Annotated in this window: 25 protein-coding genes and 1 pseudogene; 8 read left to right on the top strand and 18 right to left on the bottom strand. The window is 56.7% G+C overall.

The features are described 5' to 3' along the window. Positions 1–2: 2 nt before the first annotated feature. Positions 3–887, top strand: coding sequence for a formate dehydrogenase subunit beta (gene fdxH / locus ACOTX1_RS08690; RefSeq protein WP_003857048.1), 885 nt, complete (start codon positions 3–5; stop codon positions 885–887). Beyond that, entirely contained in the window at positions 880–1,536 is a 657-nt protein-coding gene (gene fdnI, locus ACOTX1_RS08685; protein WP_003857050.1) for a formate dehydrogenase-N subunit gamma, read from the top strand. Before fdxH ends, fdnI begins: the two co-directional genes overlap by 8 nt. A 59-nt stretch (positions 1,537–1,595) precedes the next feature. Here the strand turns inward: fdnI and ppk2 are convergent, their stop codons facing one another. Beyond that, entirely contained in the window at positions 1,596–2,414 is an 819-nt protein-coding gene (ppk2, locus tag ACOTX1_RS08680; protein ID WP_023314186.1) for a polyphosphate kinase 2, read from the bottom strand. A gap of 161 nt (positions 2,415–2,575) precedes the next feature. Here ppk2 and araJ point away from each other — a divergent pair, with 161 nt between their 5' ends. Continuing rightward, entirely contained in the window at positions 2,576–3,751 is a 1,176-nt protein-coding gene (gene araJ / locus ACOTX1_RS08675) for an MFS transporter AraJ (protein ID WP_003857053.1), read from the top strand. A 39-nt stretch (positions 3,752–3,790) separates the two neighbouring features. Here araJ and ACOTX1_RS08670 read toward each other — a convergent pair whose 3' ends face one another. Then, the gene (locus tag ACOTX1_RS08670; RefSeq protein ID WP_023314185.1) at positions 3,791–4,993 is read right to left on the bottom strand and encodes an NAD(P)/FAD-dependent oxidoreductase; all 1,203 of its coding nucleotides are present in this window, start codon (positions 4,991–4,993) and stop codon (positions 3,791–3,793) included. Positions 4,994–5,123: 130 nt separating this feature from the next. Here ACOTX1_RS08670 and ACOTX1_RS08665 point away from each other — a divergent pair, with 130 nt between their 5' ends. Next, positions 5,124–5,633 carry an RrF2 family transcriptional regulator gene (locus ACOTX1_RS08665; protein ID WP_015570482.1) on the top strand — a complete coding sequence of 170 codons (510 nt, stop codon included), beginning with the start codon at positions 5,124–5,126 and terminating at the stop codon, positions 5,631–5,633. A gap of 39 nt (positions 5,634–5,672) precedes the next feature. Here the strand turns inward: ACOTX1_RS08665 and adhP are convergent, their stop codons facing one another. The 7 genes from adhP to ACOTX1_RS08630 form a co-directional block, all read right to left on the bottom strand. Then, positions 5,673–6,683 (bottom strand): alcohol dehydrogenase AdhP, encoded by a 1,011-nt coding sequence (gene adhP, locus ACOTX1_RS08660; RefSeq protein WP_023314184.1) that lies wholly within the window; start codon positions 6,681–6,683, stop codon positions 5,673–5,675. A 206-nt stretch (positions 6,684–6,889) separates the two neighbouring features. After that, positions 6,890–8,599, bottom strand: a complete 1,710-nt coding sequence (locus tag ACOTX1_RS08655) for an ABC-F family ATP-binding cassette domain-containing protein (protein ID WP_023314183.1) — start codon at positions 8,597–8,599, stop codon at positions 6,890–6,892. Positions 8,600–8,985: 386 nt separating this feature from the next. Beyond that, positions 8,986–10,683: an NAD-dependent malic enzyme gene (locus ACOTX1_RS08650; RefSeq protein ID WP_003857058.1), complete on the bottom strand. Its 1,698-nt coding sequence runs from the start codon at positions 10,681–10,683 to the stop codon at positions 8,986–8,988. A 176-nt stretch (positions 10,684–10,859) separates the two neighbouring features. Then, the gene (gene sra, locus ACOTX1_RS08645; RefSeq protein WP_003857059.1) at positions 10,860–10,997 is read right to left on the bottom strand and encodes a stationary-phase-induced ribosome-associated protein; all 138 of its coding nucleotides are present in this window, start codon (positions 10,995–10,997) and stop codon (positions 10,860–10,862) included. 95 nt (positions 10,998–11,092) lie between these two features. After that, positions 11,093–11,308 carry a biofilm-dependent modulation protein gene (bdm, locus tag ACOTX1_RS08640; protein WP_003857061.1) on the bottom strand — a complete coding sequence of 72 codons (216 nt, stop codon included), beginning with the start codon at positions 11,306–11,308 and terminating at the stop codon, positions 11,093–11,095. A 141-nt stretch (positions 11,309–11,449) separates the two neighbouring features. Beyond that, positions 11,450–11,971, bottom strand: coding sequence for a VOC family protein (locus ACOTX1_RS08635; RefSeq protein ID WP_023314182.1), 522 nt, complete (start codon positions 11,969–11,971; stop codon positions 11,450–11,452). Positions 11,972–12,022: 51 nt separating this feature from the next. After that, the gene (locus ACOTX1_RS08630) at positions 12,023–12,874 is read right to left on the bottom strand and encodes a Vmh family MBL fold metallo-hydrolase (RefSeq protein ID WP_032672313.1); all 852 of its coding nucleotides are present in this window, start codon (positions 12,872–12,874) and stop codon (positions 12,023–12,025) included. Positions 12,875–12,985: 111 nt separating this feature from the next. On the opposite strand from ACOTX1_RS08630, the gene ACOTX1_RS08625 reads away from it, so the two are divergent. Then, entirely contained in the window at positions 12,986–13,873 is an 888-nt protein-coding gene (locus tag ACOTX1_RS08625) for a LysR family transcriptional regulator (protein WP_263521955.1), read from the top strand. A gap of 69 nt (positions 13,874–13,942) precedes the next feature. Next, a complete protein-coding gene (locus ACOTX1_RS08620) occupies positions 13,943–14,371 on the top strand; it encodes an OsmC family protein (RefSeq protein ID WP_003857069.1) in 429 nt (142 codons plus the stop codon). Positions 14,372–14,394: 23 nt separating this feature from the next. On the opposite strand, the gene ACOTX1_RS08615 is transcribed toward ACOTX1_RS08620, so the two are convergent. Then, on the bottom strand, positions 14,395–15,300 hold the full coding sequence (locus ACOTX1_RS08615) for a LysR family transcriptional regulator (RefSeq protein ID WP_023314179.1): 906 nt from the start codon (positions 15,298–15,300) through the stop codon (positions 14,395–14,397). 136 nt (positions 15,301–15,436) lie between these two features. On the opposite strand from ACOTX1_RS08615, the gene ACOTX1_RS08610 reads away from it, so the two are divergent. After that, positions 15,437–16,186, top strand: coding sequence for an SDR family oxidoreductase (locus ACOTX1_RS08610; RefSeq protein WP_003857073.1), 750 nt, complete (start codon positions 15,437–15,439; stop codon positions 16,184–16,186). Here the strand turns inward: ACOTX1_RS08610 and ACOTX1_RS08605 are convergent. From ACOTX1_RS08605 to ACOTX1_RS08570, 8 genes and pseudogenes are all read right to left on the bottom strand, one after another. Beyond that, the gene (locus ACOTX1_RS08605) at positions 16,140–16,250 is read right to left on the bottom strand and encodes a hypothetical protein (RefSeq protein WP_349861263.1); all 111 of its coding nucleotides are present in this window, start codon (positions 16,248–16,250) and stop codon (positions 16,140–16,142) included. The two genes, ACOTX1_RS08610 and ACOTX1_RS08605, sit on opposite strands and share 47 nt — an antisense overlap. Further along, a pseudogene (locus ACOTX1_RS08600) lies at positions 16,207–17,007 on the bottom strand (ABC transporter ATP-binding protein); the annotation flags it as partial. The gene ACOTX1_RS08605 and the pseudogene ACOTX1_RS08600, both read right to left, overlap by 44 nt. Before the next feature lie 94 nt (positions 17,008–17,101). Next, positions 17,102–18,088 carry an ABC transporter ATP-binding protein gene (locus tag ACOTX1_RS08595; RefSeq protein WP_003857075.1) on the bottom strand — a complete coding sequence of 329 codons (987 nt, stop codon included), beginning with the start codon at positions 18,086–18,088 and terminating at the stop codon, positions 17,102–17,104. After that, positions 18,085–18,981 carry a D,D-dipeptide ABC transporter permease gene (ddpC, locus tag ACOTX1_RS08590; protein ID WP_003857076.1) on the bottom strand — a complete coding sequence of 299 codons (897 nt, stop codon included), beginning with the start codon at positions 18,979–18,981 and terminating at the stop codon, positions 18,085–18,087. The genes ACOTX1_RS08595 and ddpC overlap by 4 nt, the downstream gene beginning before the upstream one ends. Next, positions 18,978–20,000, bottom strand: coding sequence for an ABC transporter permease (locus ACOTX1_RS08585; RefSeq protein WP_003857077.1), 1,023 nt, complete (start codon positions 19,998–20,000; stop codon positions 18,978–18,980). The genes ddpC and ACOTX1_RS08585 overlap by 4 nt, the downstream gene beginning before the upstream one ends. Positions 20,001–20,023: 23 nt before the next feature. Continuing rightward, positions 20,024–21,556, bottom strand: a complete 1,533-nt coding sequence (locus ACOTX1_RS08580) for an ABC transporter substrate-binding protein (RefSeq protein WP_003857078.1) — start codon at positions 21,554–21,556, stop codon at positions 20,024–20,026. Between the two features lie 15 nt (positions 21,557–21,571). Beyond that, on the bottom strand, positions 21,572–22,144 hold the full coding sequence (ddpX, locus tag ACOTX1_RS08575) for a D-alanyl-D-alanine dipeptidase (protein WP_003857079.1): 573 nt from the start codon (positions 22,142–22,144) through the stop codon (positions 21,572–21,574). Between the two features lie 12 nt (positions 22,145–22,156). Beyond that, a complete protein-coding gene (locus ACOTX1_RS08570; RefSeq protein WP_003857080.1) occupies positions 22,157–23,011 on the bottom strand; it encodes a MurR/RpiR family transcriptional regulator in 855 nt (284 codons plus the stop codon). A gap of 266 nt (positions 23,012–23,277) precedes the next feature. Here ACOTX1_RS08570 and ACOTX1_RS08565 point away from each other — a divergent pair, with 266 nt between their 5' ends. Continuing rightward, entirely contained in the window at positions 23,278–24,753 is a 1,476-nt protein-coding gene (locus ACOTX1_RS08565) for an alpha/beta hydrolase (RefSeq protein WP_023314177.1), read from the top strand. Positions 24,754–24,800: the final 47 nt, after the last annotated feature.

The following is a 24,800-nucleotide window of genomic DNA, read 5'->3' as shown; positions in this document are numbered from 1 at the left end:
AAATGGCGATGGAAACACAAGACATTATTAAACGCTCCGCGACCAACCCGATAACGCCCGCGCCTCGTGCGCGGGACTACAAGGCAGAAGTCGCCAAGCTGATCGATGTCTCTTCCTGCGTGGGCTGTAAGGCCTGCCAGGTGGCCTGCTCGGAGTGGAACGATATCCGCGACGAGGTGGGGCACTGCGTAGGGGTCTATGACAATCCTGCTGATCTGAGCGCCAAGTCCTGGACGGTGATGCGCTTTAGCGAAACCGACCAGAACGGCAAGCTGGAGTGGCTGATCCGTAAAGACGGCTGTATGCACTGTGAAGATCCGGGCTGCCTGAAGGCGTGCCCGTCTGCCGGGGCAATCATTCAGTACGCCAACGGGATCGTCGACTTCCAGCAGGATAACTGCATCGGCTGCGGCTACTGCATCGCAGGCTGTCCGTTTAATATCCCGCGCCTCAATAAAGAGGATAACCGGGTCTATAAATGCACCCTGTGCGTCGATCGCGTCAGCGTCGGCCAGGAGCCTGCCTGCGTGAAGACCTGTCCTACCGGGGCGATCCACTTCGGCACCAAAAAAGAGATGCTGGAAGTGGCGCAGCAGCGGGTGGATAAGCTCAAAGCGCGCGGCTATGACAAGGCCGGGATTTATAACCCGCAGGGCGTGGGCGGCACGCACGTCATGTATGTTCTGCACCACAATGACCAGCCGGAGCTGTATCATAATCTGCCGAAAGATCCGGCGATCGATACATCAATCAACCTGTGGAAAGGGGCGCTTAAACCGCTTTCAGCGGCGGGCTTTATCGCCACCTTTGCCGGGCTGATTTATCACTACATCGGTATCGGGCCGAATAAAGAGGTGGATGACGACGAGGAGGAGCATCATGAGTAAGTCGAAAATGATAGTGCGCACAAAATTTGTCGATCGCGCCTGTCACTGGACGGTAGTCATCTGCTTCTTCCTGGTGGCGGTATCCGGCATATCGTTCTTCTTCCCGACGCTACAGTGGCTCACGGAAACCTTCGGGACACCGCAGATGGGGCGCATTCTACATCCGTTCTTCGGCGTGCTGATTTTCGTGGTGCTGATGTTTATGTTTGTACGTTTTGTTCATCACAACATCCCTGACAAGCAGGATATTCCGTGGCTAAAAGGGATTGTTGAGGTTCTGAAAGGCAACGAGCATAAAGTCGCGAAGGTGGGGAAATACAACGCCGGACAGAAGATGATGTTCTGGACCATCATGAGCATGATTTTCGTGCTGCTGGTGACCGGAGTGATTATCTGGCGTCCGTATTTTGCGCACTATTTCCCAATTCAGGTGGTGCGTTATGCGCTGCTGATCCACGCGACCTCGGCCATTATTCTGATCCACGCCATTCTGATCCATATGTATATGGCCTTCTGGGTGAAAGGATCGATTAAAGGCATGATTGAAGGGAAGGTGAGCCGCCGCTGGGCGCAGAAGCACCATCCGCGCTGGTACCGCGACGTTGAGCGTCTTGAAGCGCAAAAAGAGAGTTCGGAAGGGTTGAAGTAAACCTTGCGCCGTCGGCATTGTCCGGCGGCGCTGCGCTTGTGCTGGCCTGCTTCCCCGTATCAAAATCGCTCTGCAATATACCGGAAGGGATATTTTGTAGGCTTCACTTTGCCGATCTTGCGTTTCGGTAAATCCACTTTGTCTACGTGAATTTCTTTATAGGGGATCTGTGAAAGCAGATGCGAAATAATATTCAGCCGCACCCGTTTTTTATCTTCTGAGCGCGCCACAAACCACGGCGCCCAGGCGGTGTCGGTCGCTTTAAACATCGCGTCACGGGCGAGGGTATATTCATCCCACAGATTAAAAGATTTTATGTCCATTGGAGAAAGCTTCCAGATCTTGCGACCATCATTAATGCGATCGCGCAGGCGGCGTTCCTGCTCTTTTGGCGTTACTTCAAGCCAGTATTTCAACAATATGATCCCGGCATCGACCATCGCTTTTTCCATTACCGGCGTTCCATCAAGAAATTTTTCGGTCTGCTCTTCAGTACAGAAACCCATTACTTTTTCCACCCCCGCGCGGTTGTACCAGCTGCGGTCAAAAATAACGATTTCCCCGGCAGAGGGCAGATGAGGAACGTAACGCTGAAAATAGAGCTGACTTTTCTCTTTATCGGTGGGGGCCGGTAACGCAACAACGCGAAACACCCGGGGGCTGACGCGTTCGGTGATGGCTTTGATGACGCCGCCTTTACCGGCGCCGTCTCGCCCTTCAAAAACAATACAGACTTTTAACCCTTTGGCGACCACCCATTGCTGGAGCTTAACCAGTTCAACATGGAGGCGGCGCAGCTCTTGCTCGTACGTTTTGGTTTTGAGCGGCGCGTTTTTAACGACATCATCAACAACACGGGTTTTCTTCTTACTGACCATGGCGGGTCTCCCTATGGGTCCGGTCGCGGGATCGAGGCCGTACTAAGCGTGTAATCGGCCTGAATGAATGGATTAATGTGTCAGAAAGCTGATTTGAACTGGTTCACCATACAAGTTTAATCAATAATGCACGCTGCGTATTTTTTAACAGTGGTCGCGGTATGAAAAAGACAATTTTTTCGTTAGCACTGGCTACCTTTGGTCTGGGGATGGCTGAATTTGGCATCATGGGCGTGCTGACAGAACTGGCCCATGATACGGGCATTTCGATTCCCTCTGCCGGAAATATGATTTCGTTTTACGCTTTTGGCGTGGTGATCGGCGCGCCGATTGTGGCGCTGTTCTCCAGCAAATTTTCGCTGAAAACAACGCTGCTGTTTCTGGTGGCGATGTGCGTCGTTGGTAACACACTCTTTACCTTCTCTGACTCCTACGTGGGGCTGGCGGCGGGGCGCTTAATCTCTGGTTTTCCGCATGGCGCGATTTTCGGCGTGGGGGCGATAATCCTGTCAAAAATCGCACCGCCGGGTAAAGTGACGGTCGCTGTGGCCGGGATGATTGCCGGGATGACCGTTGCCAACCTGCTTGGCGTACCACTCGGGACGTGGCTGGGACATGAATTTAACTGGCGTTACACCTTCTTTTTGATTGCGGTCTTTGACGCGCTGGTGATCCTGTCTGTTCTGCTGTGGGTGCCAGACATTCACGACACGACAACTACCCGGCTGACAGAACAATTCCATTTCCTGAAGAAACCGGAACCGTGGTTGATTTTTGCCGCTACGATGTTTGGCAATGCCGGGGTGTTTGCCTGGTTTAGCTTCGTGAAGCCGTTTATGGTCAACGTGTCAGGCTTTTCCGAGGGCGTGATGACCGCGATCATGATGCTGATGGGGCTGGGAATGGTGCTGGGAAATGTCTTCAGCGGCAAGCTGTCGTCGCGCTTTAGCCCGCTGCGCATTGCTGCCACCACCGACCTGGTGATTGTGGCTTCGCTGCTGGCGTTGTTCGCCTTTGGCGAGCTTAAAACAGCTTCACTGGTAATGGGATTCGTGTGCTGCGCCGGGCTGTTTGCGCTCTCTGCGCCGCTGCAAATTCTGCTGCTGCAAAATGCGAAAGGCGGCGAGATGCTGGGGGCCGCAGGCGGACAAATGGCGTTTAACCTCGGCAGCGCAATTGGCGCGTATTTCGGTGGAATGATGATTACGCTCGGCTTTAGCTGGAGTTATGTCACGCTGCCGGCAGCGATCTTATCCTTCTCGGCGATGACCTCTCTGTTGATGTATGGTTATTTATGTGCCAAAAAGCGTCAGGCCAACGCAGGAGCGCTGGCCTGATTCCACGTGTTGCCCGCTGGTCGCGGGTGCTGGAGTGGACTACACGAATTTCGCCAGCGGGTCAGCGGCGGCAAAAGCAACCGCTTTGTCTGCTGCTGGCGGGTAAATCAGTTCGTTGGTGATGGCAACTTTGATCTTTTTGCCTTCCTCGCGCACAGATTTAATGCGCTGGTCCCAGCCCTCGGTGTATACCGCGCCCCAGCTACCCAAATCCAGACAGGTAACGTAGTTCACCTGACGGTAAGGATACGGCTCCACATTTAACAGGCTGGCCGCCGCGTTGTGTCCGGCGAATTTCCCCAACTGGATCGCGTGCTGGCAGGTCATCAGCGCCGTGTTGCCCACATCGTCCGTTTTGGCATGCGCCATATCACCCGTCGCGTAAACCTCCGGATGCGCAGGAACCTGCAATGTGTCGGTGACGATAAGGCGTCCCTGAGTGTCGCGTTCCCCGTCAATTTGCAGGCTGAGGGGGTTAGCTTCTACCCCTGCCGTCCACACTACAGTGGCGCTGGCAATGCGTTCTCCGTTTTTCAGCGTTACGCCGCTGGCATCGATGGCTTCAACTTCACTGTTTAAACGCCATTCAACGCCCAGCGCGCTGCTTGCTTCTTCAATGGTGTTTCTCAGCGCCTCGCTGTAACGCCCGCCAATGGTTGCACCCCTTTCAACTACGATTATTTTAGTCTTTGTATTGGCGCCGAAGCGAGTGCGGAGCCGGGCAGGGAGTTCCGTTGCCAGCTCGATGCCGGTAAAGCCGCCGCCACACACGACCACGGTATTACGCTCCGGGGTGGAGGGGCGCGAAACCAGCGAATCAAGATGTTGCTCGAATAACCTGGCGGAGTCGAGTTGGTCGATATCAAAGGCGTATTCAGCCAGACCGGCAACAGGAGGACGTTTAGTCTGGCTACCGGTTGCGAGGATCAGACGTTCCCAGGCGACGTCAGCAATCGCGCCGTTTGAATCGCGATACAAAACGGTTTTAGACGAGGTATCAATACGTTGTGCTTCGCCCGCAATAAAGGCGATACCCAGCTCAGCAAACAGTTCGGTCAGCGGCGCGACCATCATCGACACGTTCTCTTCATAAAAGCGTGGGCGAACGCGCAATTCCGCAACAGGGGCCAGCACGGCAATGCTGAGGCTATTGTTACCCTCCAGAGCAGAAAGGCGCGCGGCGCTGACCGCAGCCCACATACCGGAAAACCCACTACCCACAATTAAAATCTGCTTTTTCATACTCGATCCTTTAGTGCGTCAGGCTGTATGTCTGACATAACTGCCACTATACTTGTCGGAGTTAACTGCGACAACTTCTTTCTGAGTTAAAAATCGTTATAATGCAGCGAACAATGACCCGGAGTGAGCCATGGCGTTTTACAGTTCTGGTGTGGAATATGGCATTCATAGCCTGATGTGTATGGTGGATGCAAAAGGCAATGAACGTGAGATGAGCGTCCGGGAGATGGCGGCCTTGCAGGGCGTGCCGTACGACTATCTTGGAAAAATCTTCACCCGTTTATCACGCGCGGGGCTGGTCATCAGCACCGAGGGTAAAGGGGGAGGCTTCCGGCTGGCGCGTCCGGCAGAGCTGATCAGCGTGCTGGACGTGGCGCACGCCATCGACGGCGAGAAGAATATGTTTGAGTGTCGGGAAGTGCGTCAGCGCCTGGCGGTGTTTGATGAAACGCCACCTGCCTGGGTCTGTGACGGCCCGTGTGGGGTGCGCTCGGTCATGGACAGCGCGCAGCAGCGGATGGAAGAGGAGTTAGGGCGCCATACCATCCTGGATCTGGCGCGGAAGATGTATCGAAAAGCGCCTGACACGTTCCAGATCGAGGTTCAGGAGTGGATTTCCGATCGCCGTTCGTCCACGTGAAAAGCCGGGCAGGGCAAAGCCGCTACCCGGCCGCCGCGGTTAAGAACGTAAATCAATCACCATACGGCCACGGATCTGGCCCTGTTCCATCTCTTTAAAGATAGCGTTGATATCTTCCAATGGGCGCATCGTGACTTTCGGAACCACCTTACCTTCAGCCGCAAACTGGAAGGCTTCGAGCAGATCCTGACGGGTACCCACCAGAGAGCCCACCACCTGAATCCCATCCAGGACCAGACGTGGAATATCCAGGCTCATCGCTTCCGGCGGCAGGCCAACAGCCACCACGCGGCCTCCGGCGCGAACTGCGTCAACGGCAGAGTTGAAGGCCGCTTTCGCTACTGCCGTCACCACCGCCGCATGCGCACCGCCGGTTTTCTCCTGAATCACTTTTGCCGCATCTTCACTGCGAGAGTTCACGGTTAAGTCTGCGCCCATGCTGGCAGCGAGCTTCAGCTGCTCGTCATTCACGTCAATGGCGATAACCTTCGCATTGAAGACATTTTTGGCGTATTGCAGCGCGAGGTTGCCCAGACCGCCCAGGCCATAGATCGCAATCCACTGGCCGGGTTTGATGTCAGAGACTTTTACCGCTTTGTAGGTGGTGACCCCGGCGCAGGTGATGCTGCTGGCCGCCGCGGAGTCCAGCCCGTCCGGGACTTTAACCGCGTAATCCGCGGTTACGATGCACTCTTCCGCCATGCCGCCGTCAACGGAGTAACCCGCGTTTTTCACGTCACGGCACAGCGTTTCGTTGCCGGTATTACAATATTCACAGTGGCCACAGCCTTCAAAGAACCACGCCACGCTTGCACGGTCGCCTACTTTTAGCGACGTGACGCCAGGACCAATCTCTTTGACGATACCAATCCCTTCGTGGCCGAGGATCACCCCGGTTTTGTCGCCAAAATCACCATTCTTAACATGGAGATCGGTATGGCACACGCCACAGCACTCCATCTTCAGCAGCGCTTCACCATGTTTAAGCGCGCGTAAGGTTTTCTCTGTAACATTAACCTGATGATCCTGAGTGACAACAGCAGCCTTCATGTGTTTCTCCTTTCATGATGAGTATCTGCATAGCAGGTGTAATACCCATTAAGGATTAATACTTTGACGCTGTAATGCAAGGCAACCGCAACATAATGTCATCATTTAGCTCAGTTTCAGATTAAGAATACGGCGATCCTCTAATAATCAGTAGGGAAAAACACTGACGTAAAAAAGACCCGGCGTAATGACCGCCGGGTACAGACTTACAGTTGGGCTTCTATCTCCTCAATCTCTTTTCGCCATTGCGCCTGCAACTGCGGTTTTTGATGTTTGGGCTTACGCGCCAAATCTTCTTCCAGCAACGTTTCCAGGGCGACAAGGCGTTCGAGCAGATCGTCTGACGCTGAAGAGGGTGCCTTCAATGCGGCGTTCGATGCCTCAGGTACAACCGGACCGGCGTCCTCACGCAGGCGCTCAAAGACCGCCTCCGCATCGTGCCATTCGCTCAGCCTGCCGTCCTCAATCAGCCAGAAGCGGTTACAGCACTGGCTAATTAACTGACGATCGTGGCTGACCAGCAGCACTCCGCCTTCAAACTGTTGCAGCGTTTCCGCCAGCGCCTCTTTGCCCTCCATATCCAGGTGGTTGGTCGGTTCATCCAGGATCAGCAGGCTATAACGGGCAAGGGTCAGGCCGACGAACAGCAGGCGCGAACGTTCCCCGCCGCTGAGCGTACTGACTTTTTGCCCGTGCCGCGCCCACGAGAAGCCGGCACTGATGAGCGCCATTTTACGGGTTTGCGGATCTGGCGCGAAAGGTTCCAGCGCATCCAGCAGCGCCGTATCGTCTGGCAACTGATGCAGCGTCTGGTCGTAGTAGCCGGGTGAGACGCGCGGATGACGCTTAAGCCGCTCGTCCGAGATCTCGTCGCAAAAATGTCGCCAGATAAGCTTCAGCAGCGACGATTTTCCGCAGCCGTTACGACCCACAATTGCCACGCGATCGCCGCTCTTCAGCCGCGCGCTGACGAGGGTAAACAGGTCTGGCAGACCCGGCGCCGGGGGGACGCCGAGGTCGGTTATTTCCAGCAGGCGGTCGGCCCGAAGCGCGTCCCCGCGCAGGGTTAAGGTCCACGGGCTTCCCGCCGTCAGTTCCGTCTGGTTTTCTTTAAGCCGTTCGACCTGTTTTTCCATCTGCTTAGCCTTGCGGGAGAGATCTTCGTTGTCGTAGACCTTGCCCCAGGTCGCGAGGCGTTTGGCGCTGGCCGTGACGCGGTCGATCTCTTTTTGCTCTGCCTTATGCCGCAGCGCATCGCTTTCGTCTTTCGCCTTCAGCGACTGACGGCCGGCAGTGCAGGGAAGGGCGAAGTAGTGCAATGTTTTATCGCGCAGGATCCAGCTGCCGTTGGTTACCGCGTCCAGCAGTTGCCTGTCGTGTGAAACCAGCACAAAGCTGCCGGACCAGCTCTTTAAAAACTGCTCCAGCCACAGCAGTGTCGGCAGGTCGAGGTGGTTGCTCGGTTCGTCCAGAAGCAGCAGATCCGGATCGCTTATCAACGCCCGCGCCAGCAGCAACCGCGTATGCTGACCGCCGCTCAGCGTGGCGGATTGCAGCGCCGTTTCCTGCGTCGTAAAGCCCATTCCGGCCAGCAGCGTCTCGGCCTTCCAGCGAAGACTGTCGCGCTCACCGGTCGGCAGCTGCGCCAGCACCGCATCCAGCATGGTCAGGGGATAAAGGGTCTCCGGCAGATGTTGTTCCACGCGCGCCAGCAGGCAATGTCCCGCCAGTGAAACGGTTCCGGCAGCAGGGGACTGCGTCCCGTCGAGGATTTTCAGCAGCGTACTTTTTCCGCAGCCGTTATCACCCAGCAGGCCAATGCGGTCGCCTTTTTTCAACGTAAAGGAGAGAGAGTCGAAGAGCGTGCCAAACGCGGTATCAACACGTAAAGAATGTGCAGTGAGTAGAGTGCTCATTGTTGCTTACCCAGGAGTTACAGGCATGTTTATGCCTCGTCAAACATCGCTGACGATAACTCAGTAAGCCCGAGAGAAGGGATTTCAGGGGTTAGTGTCTTCGCTCAAGCGGTAGTTATCGCAGCACGATACCGATAACGCTTGAGCTGGTGCGATCACCAAATGTATGTGAAACATTGAAAATTTCACAGTACAGCATAATTGGCCTCCTTATATATTCAGTAGGTTAATGGATGAAGGGAGTGTAGCGGGGGAAAATGGGTTTGGCTAGTGGGAAGTGCCGTATATTCCCCTCACCCTAACCCTCTCCCCAAAGGGGCGAGGGGACTGTCCGGTGCGGTTTTACCCTCTCCCCTTTGGGGAGAGGGCTGGGTGAGGGGCGATGCTTAAATCGAAGTACGACGATAGCTACGGTATTCCGGCATCCAGAAATTATCATCAATCGCTTGCTGCAACGCATCGGCAGAGGTTTTCACCGCGACGCCTTGCTGCTGCGCCATTTTGCCTACCGCGAAGGCAATTGCGCGGGACACTTTATGAATGTCTTTCAGCTCCGGCAGTACCAGGCCTTCACCGTTATTCACCAGTGGTGAGTGACCTGCCAGCGTTTCGCTCGCGGACATCAGCATTTCGTCGGTGATGCGGGACGCGCCGGAAGCGATCACTCCCAGACCAATACCCGGGAAGATATAGGAGTTATTGCACTGCGCAATGGGGTAGAGCTTGTCCTTCCACACCACCGGATCGAACGGACTGCCGGTCGCGACCAGCGCATTGCCTTCGGTCCAGGCGATGATATCCTGCGGCGTCGCCTCCACGCGTGAGGTCGGGTTCGATAGCGGCATCACGATAGGGCGTTCGCAGTGCTTATGCATCTCGCGAATGATCTCCTCCGTGAAGAGGCCGGTCTGCCCGGATACGCCGATCAAAATATCCGGTTTCACGTTGCGCACCACGTCAAGAAGCGAGAGCACCTCGTTATCCGTATCCCAGTTTTTCAGGTTCTCGCGCTTCTGCACCAGTTTGGTCTGGAACGGGAGCAGGTTAGGCATACCGTCGGTCAGCAGGCCAAAACGGTCCACCATAAAGACGCGGGAGCGGGCGAGCTCTTCGCTTAAGCCTTCGCGCTGGGTCTGGGCAATAATTTGCTCGGCGATGCCGCAGCCCGCGGAGCCTGCACCCAGGAAGACAATTTTCTGATAGCTGAGCTGGCTGCCTGCCGCACGGCTCGCAGCAATCAGCGTACCGACGGTCACTGCCGCAGTGCCCTGAATGTCATCGTTGAACGAGCAGATCTCATCGCGGTAGCGGTTCAGCAGCGGCATGGCGTTTTTCTGTGCGAAGTCTTCGAACTGCAACAGCACGTCCGGCCAGCGGTGCTTCACGGCCTGGATGAAATCATCCACAAACTGATAGTACTCGTCGTCGGTAATGCGCGGGTGACGCCACCCCATGTACAGCGGATCGTTCAGCAGTTGCTGGTTGTTGGTCCCCACGTCCAGGACCACCGGCAGGGTGTAGGCCGGGCTGATCCCGCCGCAGGCGGTGTACAGCGAGAGCTTACCGATGGGAATACCCATCCCGCCAATGCCCTGGTCGCCAAGGCCCAGAATACGTTCGCCATCGGTTACCACGATCACCTTGATGTTGTGGTTCGGCACGTTTTGCAGAATGTCATCCATGTTGTGACGGTTCTGATAAGAGATGAACACGCCGCGGGAACGACGGTAGATCTCCGAGAAGCGTTCACATGCCGCGCCGACGGTTGGGGTGTAAATGACGGGCATCATCTCTTCGAGATGGTTCTGCACCAGGCGGTAGAAGAGGGTTTCGTTGGTGTCCTGGATATTACGCAGGTAGATGTGCTTATCGATTTCGGTTTTAAAACCCTGATACTGGATCCAGGCGCGTTCCGCCTGTTCTTCAATGGTTTCAACCACTTCAGGCAGCAGGCCCAGCAGGTTAAAGCTGCTGCGCTCTTCCATGCTAAAGGCGCTGCCTTTGTTCAGAAGGGGAAACTCCAGTAAAACCGGACCGGCGTAAGGAATATAAAGGGAACGATGTTTTTTCAGTTTGTTGTCCATGTCACTCACTCTTTTTAAGAAGATCCGTCCCTGACACTGCTGTTTGTCATCTTTCTGGCCTGTGCTACGGGGTGCGGTCGGTTGGTATTATAAAGGAGCTGAATATTAATTACCGCAACACATAAACAAAAACACCATCGGGATTACCGATGGTGTTGTGAATATCGTGCCGGAACTTACTTGCCGGAAGGGCGTTTTCTGCCGGTAGCGTGGGTAACCTGCGTTTCGCTACCCTCCTCAATAACCACTTTACGCTTGTTAGAGAGCTTGTAGTTCAGTCCCAGAATGTGGCGTGCCTGACGGTTCGATTTCATTTTAACTCCTCAATCCCGTTGATAGTTTTAAGGACAAGTTTGCTCACGCAAACGAAATGTAACCCCTTAGGTTGCTGATCCAGCTTAGCAGGTTTTTACAAAGGTGCATTTTGCCCGCTGACCACATAGTTGATGGTTTGCTGGTAGATGTCACTGAGGATGTCATTGTCTGTGGCTTCCACCCACTTGGTCAGTTCCATCAAAATGTCATCTTCGGTAACAACACCGTGCTCTGCCTGAAGACCCTGCGCAATCGCGTTAACGAGTTCGGGTTGTGCTGCTGTGGTATGTGCCGGGTAATAAGTAAACATGCTGCCTCCGTGTCGTTGTCTGTTTAATGTTACGGCGTGCAAAATCGTAATTCACATTCAGATTGGCAAATATTTTCGTCGTTGTGGTTCAGATTCGTCCTGGAAATAAAAATATCATCTCTCCTGGCACACAAATAAAATTCAGGGTTTCCAGCGGCGTAAATTTGTCGTTTTTTCATAAGGCATGGGCGTCGGCCAGGAGATCAATTCCACAATGCTGCCCCAGGGGGTCTGCCCATAGCAGAAAGCATTCCCTTCACCTTGCTCATCCGGAAACGTGAGCGGCTTTGGCGCGGTAAACATCTCCCCGCCGGCAGCGGTGAAAGCGGCTATCGCCTTATCAAAATCATCAACATAAACAGCAAAATGCTGGAGGCCAAAGTCGCTGGCGCGGGCGGGCATTCCCTGTTCAGGGCCATGCATTTCGAAAAGTTCAATGCCGGGTCCATGGCGCATAACAAGCATGCGAATGGCGTGAATTTTTGTGCCGGGAAATAATTTTAAGGTGTGCTGTTGGGCGGCCTGATCAATATTATCGGTTTCCGCATCGACAGAATGATATAAAACCTGTGCGCCGAAAGCGCGTTTAAAAAATAGGGTGGCTTTTTCAATGTCGGGCACCGTAATACCGATATGGTCGATGCCCCTTACTGACGATGGCATAGTAAACTCCTGCTATAAAAAATTTAAATATAGCAGGAGATAATCAGGATATTACCACTTCATTTCGCCGGTATTCACTTTGGCACTCAATTCCAGCGAACTGGCTTCCGCCAGATTCGGCCACTGTTTTTTCATCGTGCTAATGACGCCGGTTGACGCTTTATGTGTCATGAGGGCCTGTTCAAACTGATGTAGATAGCGATGGGTAAAGTCGATAGCGCCGGTACCCGCTGGCGGTGTCCCAAGGTAGTGGCCCGGAATAACGTGTTCGGGCTTAAGGGCTGCCATGCTATCCAGCGTCTGCTGCCACTGTTTGCGGCTTTCCGGCGTTTGGGTATCCGCCGTCCAGACGTGAATACCCCACGAGACGCCCGTGCCGCCGAGGATGGTTTTTGCGGATGGGATCCAGACATACGCCGCATAGCTCTCAGGCTCTTCAATATTCACTCTTTCACCATCAATCATAAAGGTGGTTGAGGCAAGCACTTGCGGCACGTAGAGCTGCGTCGGCGCGCCGTCTTTCATCTGTGGCCCCCAGAAGGCGAGCTTCGCGTCTTTTGTGGCCCTGATATGGTCCACCACCTGTTGCGTGGCGACAACTTTGGCATTAGGGAAGGCTTTCACCAGCGGTTGCAGGCCGAAATAGAAATCCGGATCGCCGGAGGTGATCACGATTTTGTTCAGCGTTTTACCGCTGTGGCGAATTTTTTCTACCAGCGCTTCGCCATCTTTCACGCTGAACTGGGCGTCAAACAGTACCGCCTCTTTCGGGCCAGACACCAGGGTGGAAGAAACGGCAAAAATGCCTTTTTCCTGCGGGTTGTACGTATCAACGGTCAACGGCGCGGCAAAGACGGCCGGAGTGAAAAGGGTTGTCAGCAAAGCAAGGCGGGCGATAGTCATGGTCATGTCTCTGTTCTTCAGGAAAGTCTCTATTGTACGGATCTCTTCATTTGCCAGAATTCCTGAAACAGGAGATGCTTAGTTTCATAAATCGAGCAAATGGAGGTCAAAATGGATCGCGTTATTGCCGCCCAGGTGTACAACCGCATCTGTGAGCTGGGGAGTTTAAGCGCGGCGGCGCGGGCGCTGGGGATCTCCCGTCCGATGGTGAGCCGTTATCTGGAGCAGATGGAGAAGTGGGCCGGGGCGCGGCTGGTGAACCGCTCCACCCGCAAGCTGACGCTGACGGCGGCGGGGGAGAAGGTCCTGCAAAAGACCCGCACGCTCTCGCAAATTTCTCAGGAAATTGAAGATCAGTCAGTGAAGGATTTACCCTCAGGCACGCTTCGTGTCGCCTGCGCGCACTTTACGGCGATGCATATTATCGTTCCGGTGCTGCCCGATCTGTTGCAGCGTTACCCTCAGCTGCGCATTGAGCTGGATGTTAACAATCATCCGGTAAGTCTGGTGGGCGAGCGAATTGACGTGGCGATCCGCATCACCGATAACCCTGAACCGGGCATGATCGCCCGCCGACTGGGAGAGTGTCGGTCCGTACTTTGCGCCTCGCCGCACTACCTTGCCAGTCGGGGCGTTCCAGAGCAGCTGGAGGATTTATCCCGGCACAACTGCCTGCATTACAGCTTTTTTGCCGGTCAGTCGTGGCGTTTTTTGACGCCAGAAGGGGAGTCGGTCACGACGGCGGTCAGCGGCAATCTCAGCGCCAGTATCTCGTCATTGCTGATGGAGGCGGCGATAAACCACTGTGGTATTGCCATGCTGCCCGAGCGCGAGGCCGACGCGGCGCTACGGCAGGGCAGCCTGGTGCCGGTGCTCGGCGCCTTTACGCCAAAACCGATCGGTATTTTTGGTATTTATCAGTCGCGAGACTACCAGTCTGCGGCGCAGCGTGTGTTCCTGGATGCACTTGCAAACCACCTTGCCACGCGCTCGGACTAGTCTGTCTTCCCTGCAAAATGGATTATGCGTCCTATACTTATCCCTTTGTAAGCCAAAAGGAGAGCAAGAATGACGATTCATAAGCACGGTTCAGCACACTGGTCTGGCGACATCAAACGCGGCAAAGGGACGGTCTCCACAGAGAGTGGCGTCCTTAACCAGCAACCTTACGGCTTTAACACCCGCTTCGAGGGCGAAAAAGGGACTAACCCGGAAGAGCTGATTGGCGCAGCGCACGCGGCCTGTTTCTCTATGGCCCTGTCGCTAATGCTGGGCGAAGCGGGTTATACCGCCGATTCCATCGATACCACGGCGGATGTCTCGCTGGATAAAACCGACAGCGGTTTTGCCATCAGCAAAGTGGCGCTACAAAGCAAGGTGACGGTACCGGGTATCGATCCGCAGCAGTTCGACGGCATTATTCAGAAAGCGAAGGCGGGTTGTCCGGTATCGCAGCTGCTGAAAGCCGAAATCACGCTGGATTACAAACTGAACTGATATCAGGCCGGGCAAATGCCCGGCTAACCTTTCACTGCCGCAGGGAAAACCTCGGCAAGCCACGCAATAAACACTCTCAGGCGATGCGTTAAATGCCGACTCTGGGGATAGACCACGTGAAAAGGATACGCCTTAGGACGCCAGTCGCTCAGGATCTCTACCAGCGCGCCCGTTTCCAGATGCGCTCTCGCAGCATAGCCAAACGTCTGAATAATCCCTAAACCCGCCAGCGCCGCGGCCAGATGTGCGTTGCTTTCATTGACCCCAAGGTGGTGCGGAACGCTGATCTCCAGGGGCTCACCCCGGTCAAGGAAGCGGAACGGAAATGCGCGTCCGGTAACCGGGGAAAGGTAGCTAATCAGCTTATGGCCGTTGCGCAGCTCCTGCGGATAGGCAGGGATGCCGTGAGCTTTAAGATAGCCCGGCGCCGCGCAGGCGATCATCCCGGCATCACCGATATGCCGCGCGATAAGCGAAGAGTCATCCAGCGGGCCGCCGCGGATCACGCAGTCCACGTTTCCGCTGATTAAATCTACCGGACGATCGGCTACCCCCAGGTTAATGCGCAGATCCGGGTAGCGCTGAAAAAAATCCGGCAGCAGGGCGATCAGCACGTCCCGGGCGGTTGAGCCCCCCACGTCAATACGCAAATGGCCTTTGGGCGTGCAGCACGATGCGCGAAAGGCGGTATCAATGTCCTCTATATCAATTAATACCCGTAGCGCTTTCTCGTAGTATTCCATGCCTTCTGCCGTCGTGACCACCCGGCGCGTCGTGCGATGCAGCAGCCGTGTTTCCAGGTGCGCTTCAAGTGATTTTACCAGCTTGCTCAGCGTGGCTATCGGCATGTTCAGGGAGTCTGCCGCTCGGGTAAAGCTTCCGGATTCAACCACCCGCGTAAAGGCACGCATTGCCATTAGCTGATCCACATAGATCTCCTCTGATTATTTCCTGCTGTGAAAATTCATTTTCATTTTTGCCCGTTTATCGCTAATCCCGCAAGGTCTAAAGTCTGCCTGACGCGGGCAAACGCTCCTCTTTTACATCACAACAAAGGTTATGAGTATGAATACAACGCTTGCAGGAAAAATCGCTCTGGTGACCGGTGGCAGCACCGGTATTGGTCTCGCAACGGCACAGGAGCTGGCGGCGCAGGGAGCGAAGGTCTATATCACCGGACGTCGTCAGGCCGAACTGGATGCTGCCCGGGCAGACATTGGCGCCGCGGCGGTAGCTATCCGCGCGGACGTCTCCAGAATGGCCGATCTGGATGCGGTTTACGCGCAGATTGCTAAAGAAGAAGGACGACTCGATATTCTGTTCGCCAACGCCGGGGGCGGCGACATGCTGCCGCTGGGCGCTATCACCGAAGAGCAGTTTGACCGGATTTTTGCCACCAACGTGCGCGGCGTGCTGTTCACCGTCCAGAAAGCGCTGCCGCTGCTCTCATCTGGTTCATCCATTATCCTCACCGGATCGACGGTTTCGATTAAGGGGACGGCGAATTTTAGCGTCTACAGCGCCAGTAAAGCCGCCGTGCGTAACTTTGCCCGCTCCTGGGCGCTGGACTTACAGGGCCGCGGGATACGCGTCAACGTCGTCAGCCCTGGCCCCGTGAAAACGCCCGGTCTTGGCGATCTGGTTCCCGAAGAACAGCGTCAGGGATTATACGATGCGCTGGCGGCCCAGGTACCGCTGGGTCGCCTGGGCGCGCCGGGCGAAGTCGGGAAAGCCGTGGCGTTTCTGGCGTCCGATGCCGCCAGCTTTATTAACGCCACGGAGCTGTTTGTCGATGGCGGGATGGCGCAAATCTAGCGGTTACGCCAGCAGCGTACGCTTCGGCCTTCGGCTGCGGGCTGAAGCGGCTGCGGCCGTTCACATCCCTGCATCGCCAGCGGGCAGCGGTCGCGGAAGTAGCAGTCAACGGGCAGGTGGCGATTACCGGGAAGATCGGTTTTGCGTAATGCCAGATCTTCGTCCAGCGGTTCTCCGGTACGGGGAACGGAGTCAAGCAGCAGCTGCGTATACGGATGCCGCGGCTGACTCAGCACCTGGTCCGCCGGACCCAGCTCCACGATCTGCCCCAGATACATCACTGCCACACGATCGCTCATGTGCCGGACCACCGAGACGTTGTGCGAGATCAGTACGTAGGTCAGATTTCGCTGCTGTTGCAGGGCAACCAGCAAATTGAGGATCTGCGCCTGGACAGAAATATCCAGCGCGCTGGTGGGTTCATCCAGCACGATGATGTCAGGATCTGAAGAGAGCGCCCGGGCGATAGCGATGCGCTGGCGCTGTCCGCCCGAAAACGCATGCGGCAGGCGGTCAAGATATTCTGCTCGAATGCCCACCTGCTGCGCCAGCGTCTCAGCCAGCTGACGACGCTCCCGTTCGCTGCGGCGTTGCTGTATCCACACCGGCTCGGTGATGATGCGCCAGACGGGTAAACGCGGATCGAGGGACGAGAGCGGGTCCTGAAATACCATCTGCATACCGCCTGCCGCATTTGCGCGCTGACAGGCACCTGTACTCGGTTTGAGCATGCCCATCAGCAGTTGCGCCAGCGTGCTCTTTCCACAGCCGGATTCCCCCACAACGCCCAGCGTTTCGCCGCGATGGATCCGGAGATCCATGCCGTTGAGGGCGTGTACCTGCTCCGTCACGCGCCCCAGCCAGTTTTTGCGCGCAGGAAAATTCACATGCACGCTATCCAGTTCCAGCAGTACCTCAGACATGGCGTCTCTCCTGTTGTGGGTACCAGCAGGCAGCCTGTTGGCCTTCTGCGCCCGTGGAAATTAAGCGCGGCGTTTCGCTGCATTTCGCCCCGGCAGCAAAACAGCGTTCGCGAAAGGCACATCCGCGCGGGAGGTGGCTGAGGTTGGGTACCGTGCCGGGAATGGCCGGGAGGATCTCGCGCGGTTCACCATTTTCCGGGGCACACCGCAGCAGGCCAATCGAATAGGGGTGTACAGGATGGTGGATCAAAGTCTGCGTGCTGCCGCTTTCGATCACGCTGCCCGCGTACATAACGTACATCCGGTCACAAAGCTGCGACACCACCGCCATATCGTGACTGATAAACAGCACCGACGTCCCGCTGGCGCGCGCTTTGTGTTTCAGTAGCCGCAGCACCTGACGCTGAACGGTCACGTCCAGCGCGGTGGTCGGCTCATCGGCAATGATCAGCTCCGGCTCGCAGGAGAAGGCAAGGGCGATCATCACCCGCTGGCGCATGCCGCCGGAAAGCTCAAACGGATAGCGTTCCATCACCTGTGCCGCATCCGGGATTTGCATCTCGCCCAGCAGGGCGATCGCCTTCTGCTGCGCGTCGCGGCGGGAAAGCGACTGATGCTGGCGGATCACCTCCACCATTTGCCTGCCAATCCGGCGCGTAGGGTTAAGCGCCGTCATCGGCTCCTGAAAAATCATCGCCACCCTGGCGCCGCGCCACTGACGAAGCTGTTTTTCCGACGCGTTCAGGACATCTTCCCCGAGCAGGGTGACCCGGCCATGGTGAACATGGTAACTGCCTTCCGGCAGCAGGCGCATCGCCAGCATCGCGGTGACCGATTTTCCCGAGCCGGATTCGCCCACCACGCCGACAATTTCACCCCGGCCAATCTCCAGCGAGACGTGGTTGAGCGCGTGGACGTCACCGCGAAAAATGGGGAAGCTCAGATGCAAATCTTCAATCGATAATACGGAATCACTCATGACTGCTTCCCTCCTGATTTGGGATCCAGCAGGTCGCGAAGACCATCGCCAAACAGATTAAACCCAACCGCCGTGATCAGAATTGCCGCCCCCGGAAACGCGCAGTACCACCACTGGTCAAGCACGTAGTTACGCCCCACGGCCACCATCGCGCCCCATTCGGCGGTCGGCTGCTGCGCGCCTAATCCAATAAAGCCCAGCGTGGCGGCCATCAGAATGGCGCTGCCGATATCCAGCGACGCCTGTACGATCAGCGGCGGAAGGGCGTTACGCAGGATATGCCAGCTGATCAGGTGCCAGCGCGATGCGCCAAAGGTGCGGGCGGCCTGCACGTAGGTGAACTGGCGCACCAACAGCGTTTGCCCGCGTGCCAGCCGCACGTAAAACGGAATGCGTACAATCGCAATCGCCAGCATCGCGTTAAACAGGCTTGGGCCGAGCGCGGCGGCCAGCGCCATCGTCAACACCAGCGAGGGGATGGAGAGCATAATGTCCATGATACGCATAATGATGGCGTCGCCGCGTCCGCCGAGTACGCCGGACAAACAGCCGAGCAGAGAACCGATGCCGCCCGCAATCACCACCACCGCCAGCCCCGCCGTGATGGACTGCTGGCTGCCCACCAGCACGCGGCTGAACAGATCCCGGCCCACCTCATCGGTGCCAAACCAGTGCTGGGCTGAAGGCGCCTGCAATCGCGCGGTCAGATCCAGCGCATTCGGATCGTGCGGGACTATCCACGGCGAGACCATCATCATCAGCAGCATCACGATCATAATCACCCCGCCGATCAGCGTGAGCGGGCTTTTGCGTAACATCCAGAATAGCTTTGCCCAGTTAATGCGCTGTTTAGCGGTGCTGACAGGGACGGGCGTTTCCTGAGTTAACATCATTCGGCACCTCCGCGCCCGATTCGCGGGTCGATCCACAGATACAGCAGATCCACCACCAGATTGACGAAGACATAGGCCAGCGATACCACGACCGCGAAGCCCATGACGGCAGGGAAGTCCAGCGCCTGAATGGAGGTCACCACCCAGGCTCCCATTCCCGGCCAGGCAAACACGGTTTCGGTAAGGACTGCCCCGTACAGCAGATCGCCCAGCGCCAGCCCGAGCACGGTAATGGAGGGGATCATGGCGTTGGGTAAGGCGTAGCGCAGCACGATGTACCACCCCGGCAACCCGCTCGCGCGGGCGGTACGAATATAATCCTCGCTCAGTTGCTCCAGCATCGCGGAACGTACCTGACGCGCCACAATACCCAGATGCACAAAGGCCAGGGTCAGGGAGGGTAGAATCAGGTGCTGTAGGGCGTTGAAAAACACCTCGCCGTTGCCTTCCAGCAGAGCGTCCAGCAGATAAAAACCGGTAACGTGGGCGGGCGGATCGAGCCAGTCGTCCAGCCTGCCGCCGCCGGGCAGAATTTGCAGTTGCCCGTAGAACAGAACGATAACACCCAGTCCCAGCCAGAAGGCAGGCGTCGAGATGCCCGTCATCGCCATCAGTCGCACCAGGTGATCCAGCCAGCGGTTACGGTACACCGCCGATAAAATGCCCAGCGGCACGCCAATCACCAGGGCCAGCAGCAAAGAGCAGAAGGCCAGTTCCAGCGTGGCGGGGAAAAAGGCTTTCAAATCTTCCGCAACGGGGCGACCGGTGCGAATGGATGTGCCCAGATCGCCATGCGCCAGCGCCTCTACATAGCGGCCAAACTGAATATAGAGCGGTTGATCCAGCCCCAGCTGCTGGCGGATGCCCTGCACGATTTCATCGCTGGCGCGGTCACCGGCCAGCAGGCGGGCCGGATCGCCGGGGATCAGGTGTGAAATAATAAAAGTAATAATACAGACACCGGCCACCACCAGGATTAACCCCCAGCAGCGCTGGCGCACAATGCTCCAGAACGTCATACACTTCCCCCCGGCGTGGGCCGTTACTTACTCATGGTGGCGATGTTAAAGACCTGCTCAAGCATCGGATTAAAGGTGAAGCCTTTGACCTCTTTGTTCATCGCCAGCTGATAGTTCTTCTGGAACAGATAAACGTAAGCCGCCTCGTCAATCACCACTTTCTGCGCCTGCTGGTAATCTTTGGTGCGCTCCGCCTGATCGGTGGTTTTCAGTGCCGCCTGCAACAGCGCATCGACCTCTTTGTTCTCATAGAATGAGCGGTTACCCGGCAGCCCTTTTTTGTCCGATTCGAACCAGTAGTTCATGAACATGTACGGGTCAGCGAAGTCCGGGCTCCAGTTACCAATCGCAATGTCATAATCACCTTTGCCGACGCGGTCGCGCATGGTGGCGTTCGCCAGTTTCTCGAGCTTGACGTTAATCCCCAGCTTGCCCAGGCTCGCCTGCGTGGAGAGGGCGATAGGCTCCCAGTTCGGGTCGTTATCGGAGTAGAGGAACGTCAGGCTGGCGGGTTTATCGTTGACTTTCTCCAGCGCCGCTTTGGCTTTGGCCTCGTCAAAGCTGTACTGCATGGCGTTCGCATCAAAGCCCCACATGCCCTCCGGGATCGGGCCGCGCATCTGCTTGCCGTTCCCGCTGAGAATGCCTTTCACCATCCCCTGATAATCGGTCGCCCAGGAGACCGCGCGGCGCAAATCCACCTGATTCATCGGAGGCTTACTGTTGTTCAGATAGAGGTAGGTCACCCGCAGGGACGGGTATTCCGCCACGGCCACTTTGCCTTCCTGCTTCAGAGCGGCAAGCTGATCCACCGGCAGGGCGTCGGCGATATCCAGATCGCCACGGGAAAGTTGCAGGCGACGCGAGGCGCTTTCACCGATAATCTTGACCGAGACACGCTTGAAGTGCGGCTTTTCACCCGGCCAGTGTGGGTTGGGCACCATCACCAGCTGCTGACCTTTCCGCCAGCTTTTCAGCATAAACGGTCCGGAACCCGCGGTGTTTTGCGCCAGGAAACCGCGTGCGTCGTCGGCGGCATTGGCTTTCAGCACCGCCGGGTTGACGATCGACGCGCCGTCATTGGCCAGCGTGTAGAGGAACGGGGCGAACGGCTGGCTGAGGGTGAATTTCACCGTATGCTCATCCACCGCGTCCACTTTCAAATCTTTCGGGAACGCTTCGGAAGGTCCCTGGTTAATTTTCAGCAGACGTTCAAACGACAGCTTGACCGCTTCGGCGGTCACCGGCGTGCCGTCGGAGAATTTTGCATTATCTGCCAGGGTGAACGTCCACTCTTTCTGGTCGTCAGACGCCTTCCAGCCCGTCGACAGATCGCCTTCCACCTCCGTGGTGCCAGGCTTGTATTTCACCAGACGCTGGTACGAGGGGTAGGTCACCGTCCAGTCGTTGTTATCGATAGTGACCGCCGGATCCAGCGTTTGCGGATCGGCAGCTTTCCCAATCACCAGCATATCTTTTGGCACCGCCGCCAGCGCGAGAGGGGCGCTCAGGGCGAGCGTAGCGGCAATCAGGGTTGTAAGCAGCGTTGTTTTCATGGCGGGGCTCCAGAATTACAGTGAGTGTGTGGTCGGATAACAGGCGAACTGGTCATCTAACAGCGGGTAGCTGGCGGCATTCGGCAGTTCGAAATGCCACCATTCGCTGCTGATGCCCACAAAACCGCCGCCGTACATAACGGCGTTCAGGAGCAGACGATTTCGCTGCGCCTCAGGCGGAACGGAAGGGTGCCAGGCATGAGAACGGTCGTGCATTTCGTCAAACCCGGCACCCATATCCAGCACGTTGTCGTGTTCATCCATCAGCGTGACGTCAATGGCGGTGCCCCGGCTGTGGTTAGAGCCAATTGCGACATCCACCACGTATTCCGGATTGGGGCAGGCATCCCAGAGTTGCGACTGCGCCTGCTGGGGGCGGTAGGCGTCGTAAACCACCAGCTTCAGACCGGCCAGCGCGGCGATGCCGATCGCTTTCGCCAGCGCGGTGGCGGCATCCGTATGCAACAGGCACGCGGCGTGCTGGTAGATCGGGCGGCCAGTGATGTTATCGGCGGTCGCGTATTTCAGATCGATATGCAGCGTGGGAAAGGTTTTCGCCACATCAATCAGTTGACTCTCTTCAGGCATAGCTCCGCTCCTTTAGCGTTCAAATTGACCAAACTCTTGTTGTAGTTGTCGGTTGATTGCCAGACGTTCCGGCAGCGCATCCCCCAGCGCCTCCACAACGCCCGACAGCAGCAGGTTGAACAGACAGCTCACCGGCGCCAGCGAATCCCAGAAATGGCCGGTATCGGTCTTCACCTGGAGTAAATCAATCGGGTAATCCCGCGCCCACGGGCACCAGATATCGGTGATCAGCGCCATCGCCAGGCCTTTTTCGCTCGCCACGCGGCAGTACTGGCGGGCAATGGCGGAGTAGGCGCGGGTATCCGTCAGCACGATATACGGGTTCGCAAAGCCGGAGTTAAGCGACTCCACCCAGCTACCGGAGAGCCCTTCTGAATAGCTCACCCGCGGGCGCAGATACTCCAGATGGCTGAAGAACGCATTGGCGATCCCGCGCGTGGACTGGATCCCCAGCACGAAAACGGCGTCGGCATGGGTAAGTTGCTGGACCACCTGCCTGAACGTTTCGCTTTGCGCCAGCTGGTAGACATGGGCAATGGCGTCCACCTCCAGCGACAGGGAGTGCTGAAGGCGATCCGACAGCGGCTGTTGCTGCTTCCAGGAGTCGAGACGCTCGTTAATGCCCCAGGGCTGGTGGGGATCGCGCAGGCTTTTTTTGGCGTCGTCCAGGTTGCGGTAGCCCAGCTTGCGCAGAAAGCGTCCGACGGTGATCCCGCTGGTGGCCGTGGCCAGCGCCACGCTCTCTGCCGTTTCAAAGGGGATCTGCCCGACGTGCGCCAGCATCCAGCTTGCCACCCGCTTTTCGCTTGGGGTGAGCTGGCTAAAGGTCGCTTCGATACGGCTCAACACCTCAGGTTTGGTCGTCATACCGCCTCGCTGTTAACTGGCTGTCAAAGGCCGGGTTTCTGTTACCGGATTAACAATGCAGGACGCGTGCCATGTTCACATTGCGGCGAAAACGCGCTGTGCAGCAAAGTTAATGCAATATTTGTTTAACAGGTGATCAACATTTGTGCAGCGTAGTTCACTTTTGGTGCAGTGTGCAGGCTGAAGGGTATCTATTTGGTGAATACGTCAGCCTCTTCACATTTTTTGGTAAGATGAAAGCTCTGGGAAAAAAGAGGGAGCCTTACATGGCGAATTTGCCCTGGCGGGTCAGCGTGCGCCTGATGGCTCTCGCAAAAAAAATAGCGATGGTCATCGGGATCATTGTGCTCGTTCTGCTTTCGGTGCGGGTTTATCTTTCGCAGCAGGGGCCAGCCCTGCATCACTGGCACACCTGGCGGGCTGATGAAATGTCCGTGCAGGAGATGGATAACGCGACCTTCGTAGCGTATGTCGCGCGGGAAAACGCCATCTTCACCGCTCTCGACGCTGAGGTGACGGCGAAAGTCACCCCCGCAGAGCGCACGCCGCTGAACCGTTATTACCGCCAGAGCCTGGTGTGGCCAGGACACTTTTCCCCGGATGCAAACCGGTCGTTCGTGCTGATGCCTGCCGGAAAGCCGCGCGGGGGGGTGGTATTGCTGCACGGTCTGACGGATTCGCCCTACAGCGTCAGGCATCTGGCAGAGAATTATCAAAAGCACGGCTTTGTGGCCGTAGTGCCTCGTTTGCCCGGACACGGCACGGCACCGGGCGCGCTGACAGACGTTGACTGGGAGGCGTGGCTGGCGGCAACGCGCCTCGCGGTTCGTGAAGCGACACGCCTGACGGGGAACGATCTCCCCCTGCATCTGGTGGGCTACTCCAACGGCGGGGCGCTGGCGATGAAATATGCCCTCGACGCCCTTGATGCGCCTGCACTGCGTCAACCTGAGCAGATCGTTTTGCTCTCACCGATGATTGGCGTCACGGCGTTTGCGCGCTTTGCCGGATTCGCCGGGCTACCGGCTATGTTACCGGCGTTTGCCAAAGCCGCGTGGCTCAACATTTCGCCAGAATATAATCCTTATAAATACAATTCGTTCCCGGTGAATGCGGCACGTCAGTCCTGGCTGCTTACCCAGGCGCTGCATGAGCAGATAAATCGCGGTGTTCATGATCACAAACTGGCGCAGCTTCCGCCGATACTTGCTTTCCAGTCGGTCATGGATTCAACGGTCAGTACCCGCGCCGTGGTCAGCGGGCTGTTTGACCAGCTTCCGGCAAACGGCAGCGAACTGGTGGTTTTTGATATCAACCAGGCCGGGAGTTTCCGTCCACTGTTCAGGCCATCATCCTGGACGGCGGTGGCTGACCTGCTACCGGAGGCAAAAAGACGTTACAGTGTCACAATTGTGACCAATGCCAGCCCCGACAGGTTTGATATGGTGGCAAAGACAACGCCAGCGGGCAGCACCCGGGAAACGGTGATGCCGCTGTCGGTCGCGTATCCGCAGGAGGTTTATTCCCTGTCGCATGTTGCTATTCCGTTCCCGCCTGATGACGATCTTTATGGCCGCCATCCTGCGGTGAAAAACCGCTACGGTATCAGCCTCGGGACGATAGCCCTGTGGGGAGAAACATCGGTTCTGAGCGTCGGCAAAGATGCGCTGATGCGCGTGACGTCGAATCCGTTCTACGACTATATGCAGACGAGGATCGACAGCCGTATCGGGGAGAATTAAGCCCGACGTGGAATAGATTAGGTCACACCGGGGAACTGTGTTAAACA

The sequence above is a fragment of the Enterobacter cloacae complex sp. IR5401 genome (genome assembly GCF_049238425.1).
In the GTDB taxonomy this organism is placed as follows: domain Bacteria; phylum Pseudomonadota; class Gammaproteobacteria; order Enterobacterales; family Enterobacteriaceae; genus Enterobacter; species Enterobacter hormaechei_C.
This window is presented reverse-complemented; position numbering and strand designations above follow the sequence as displayed.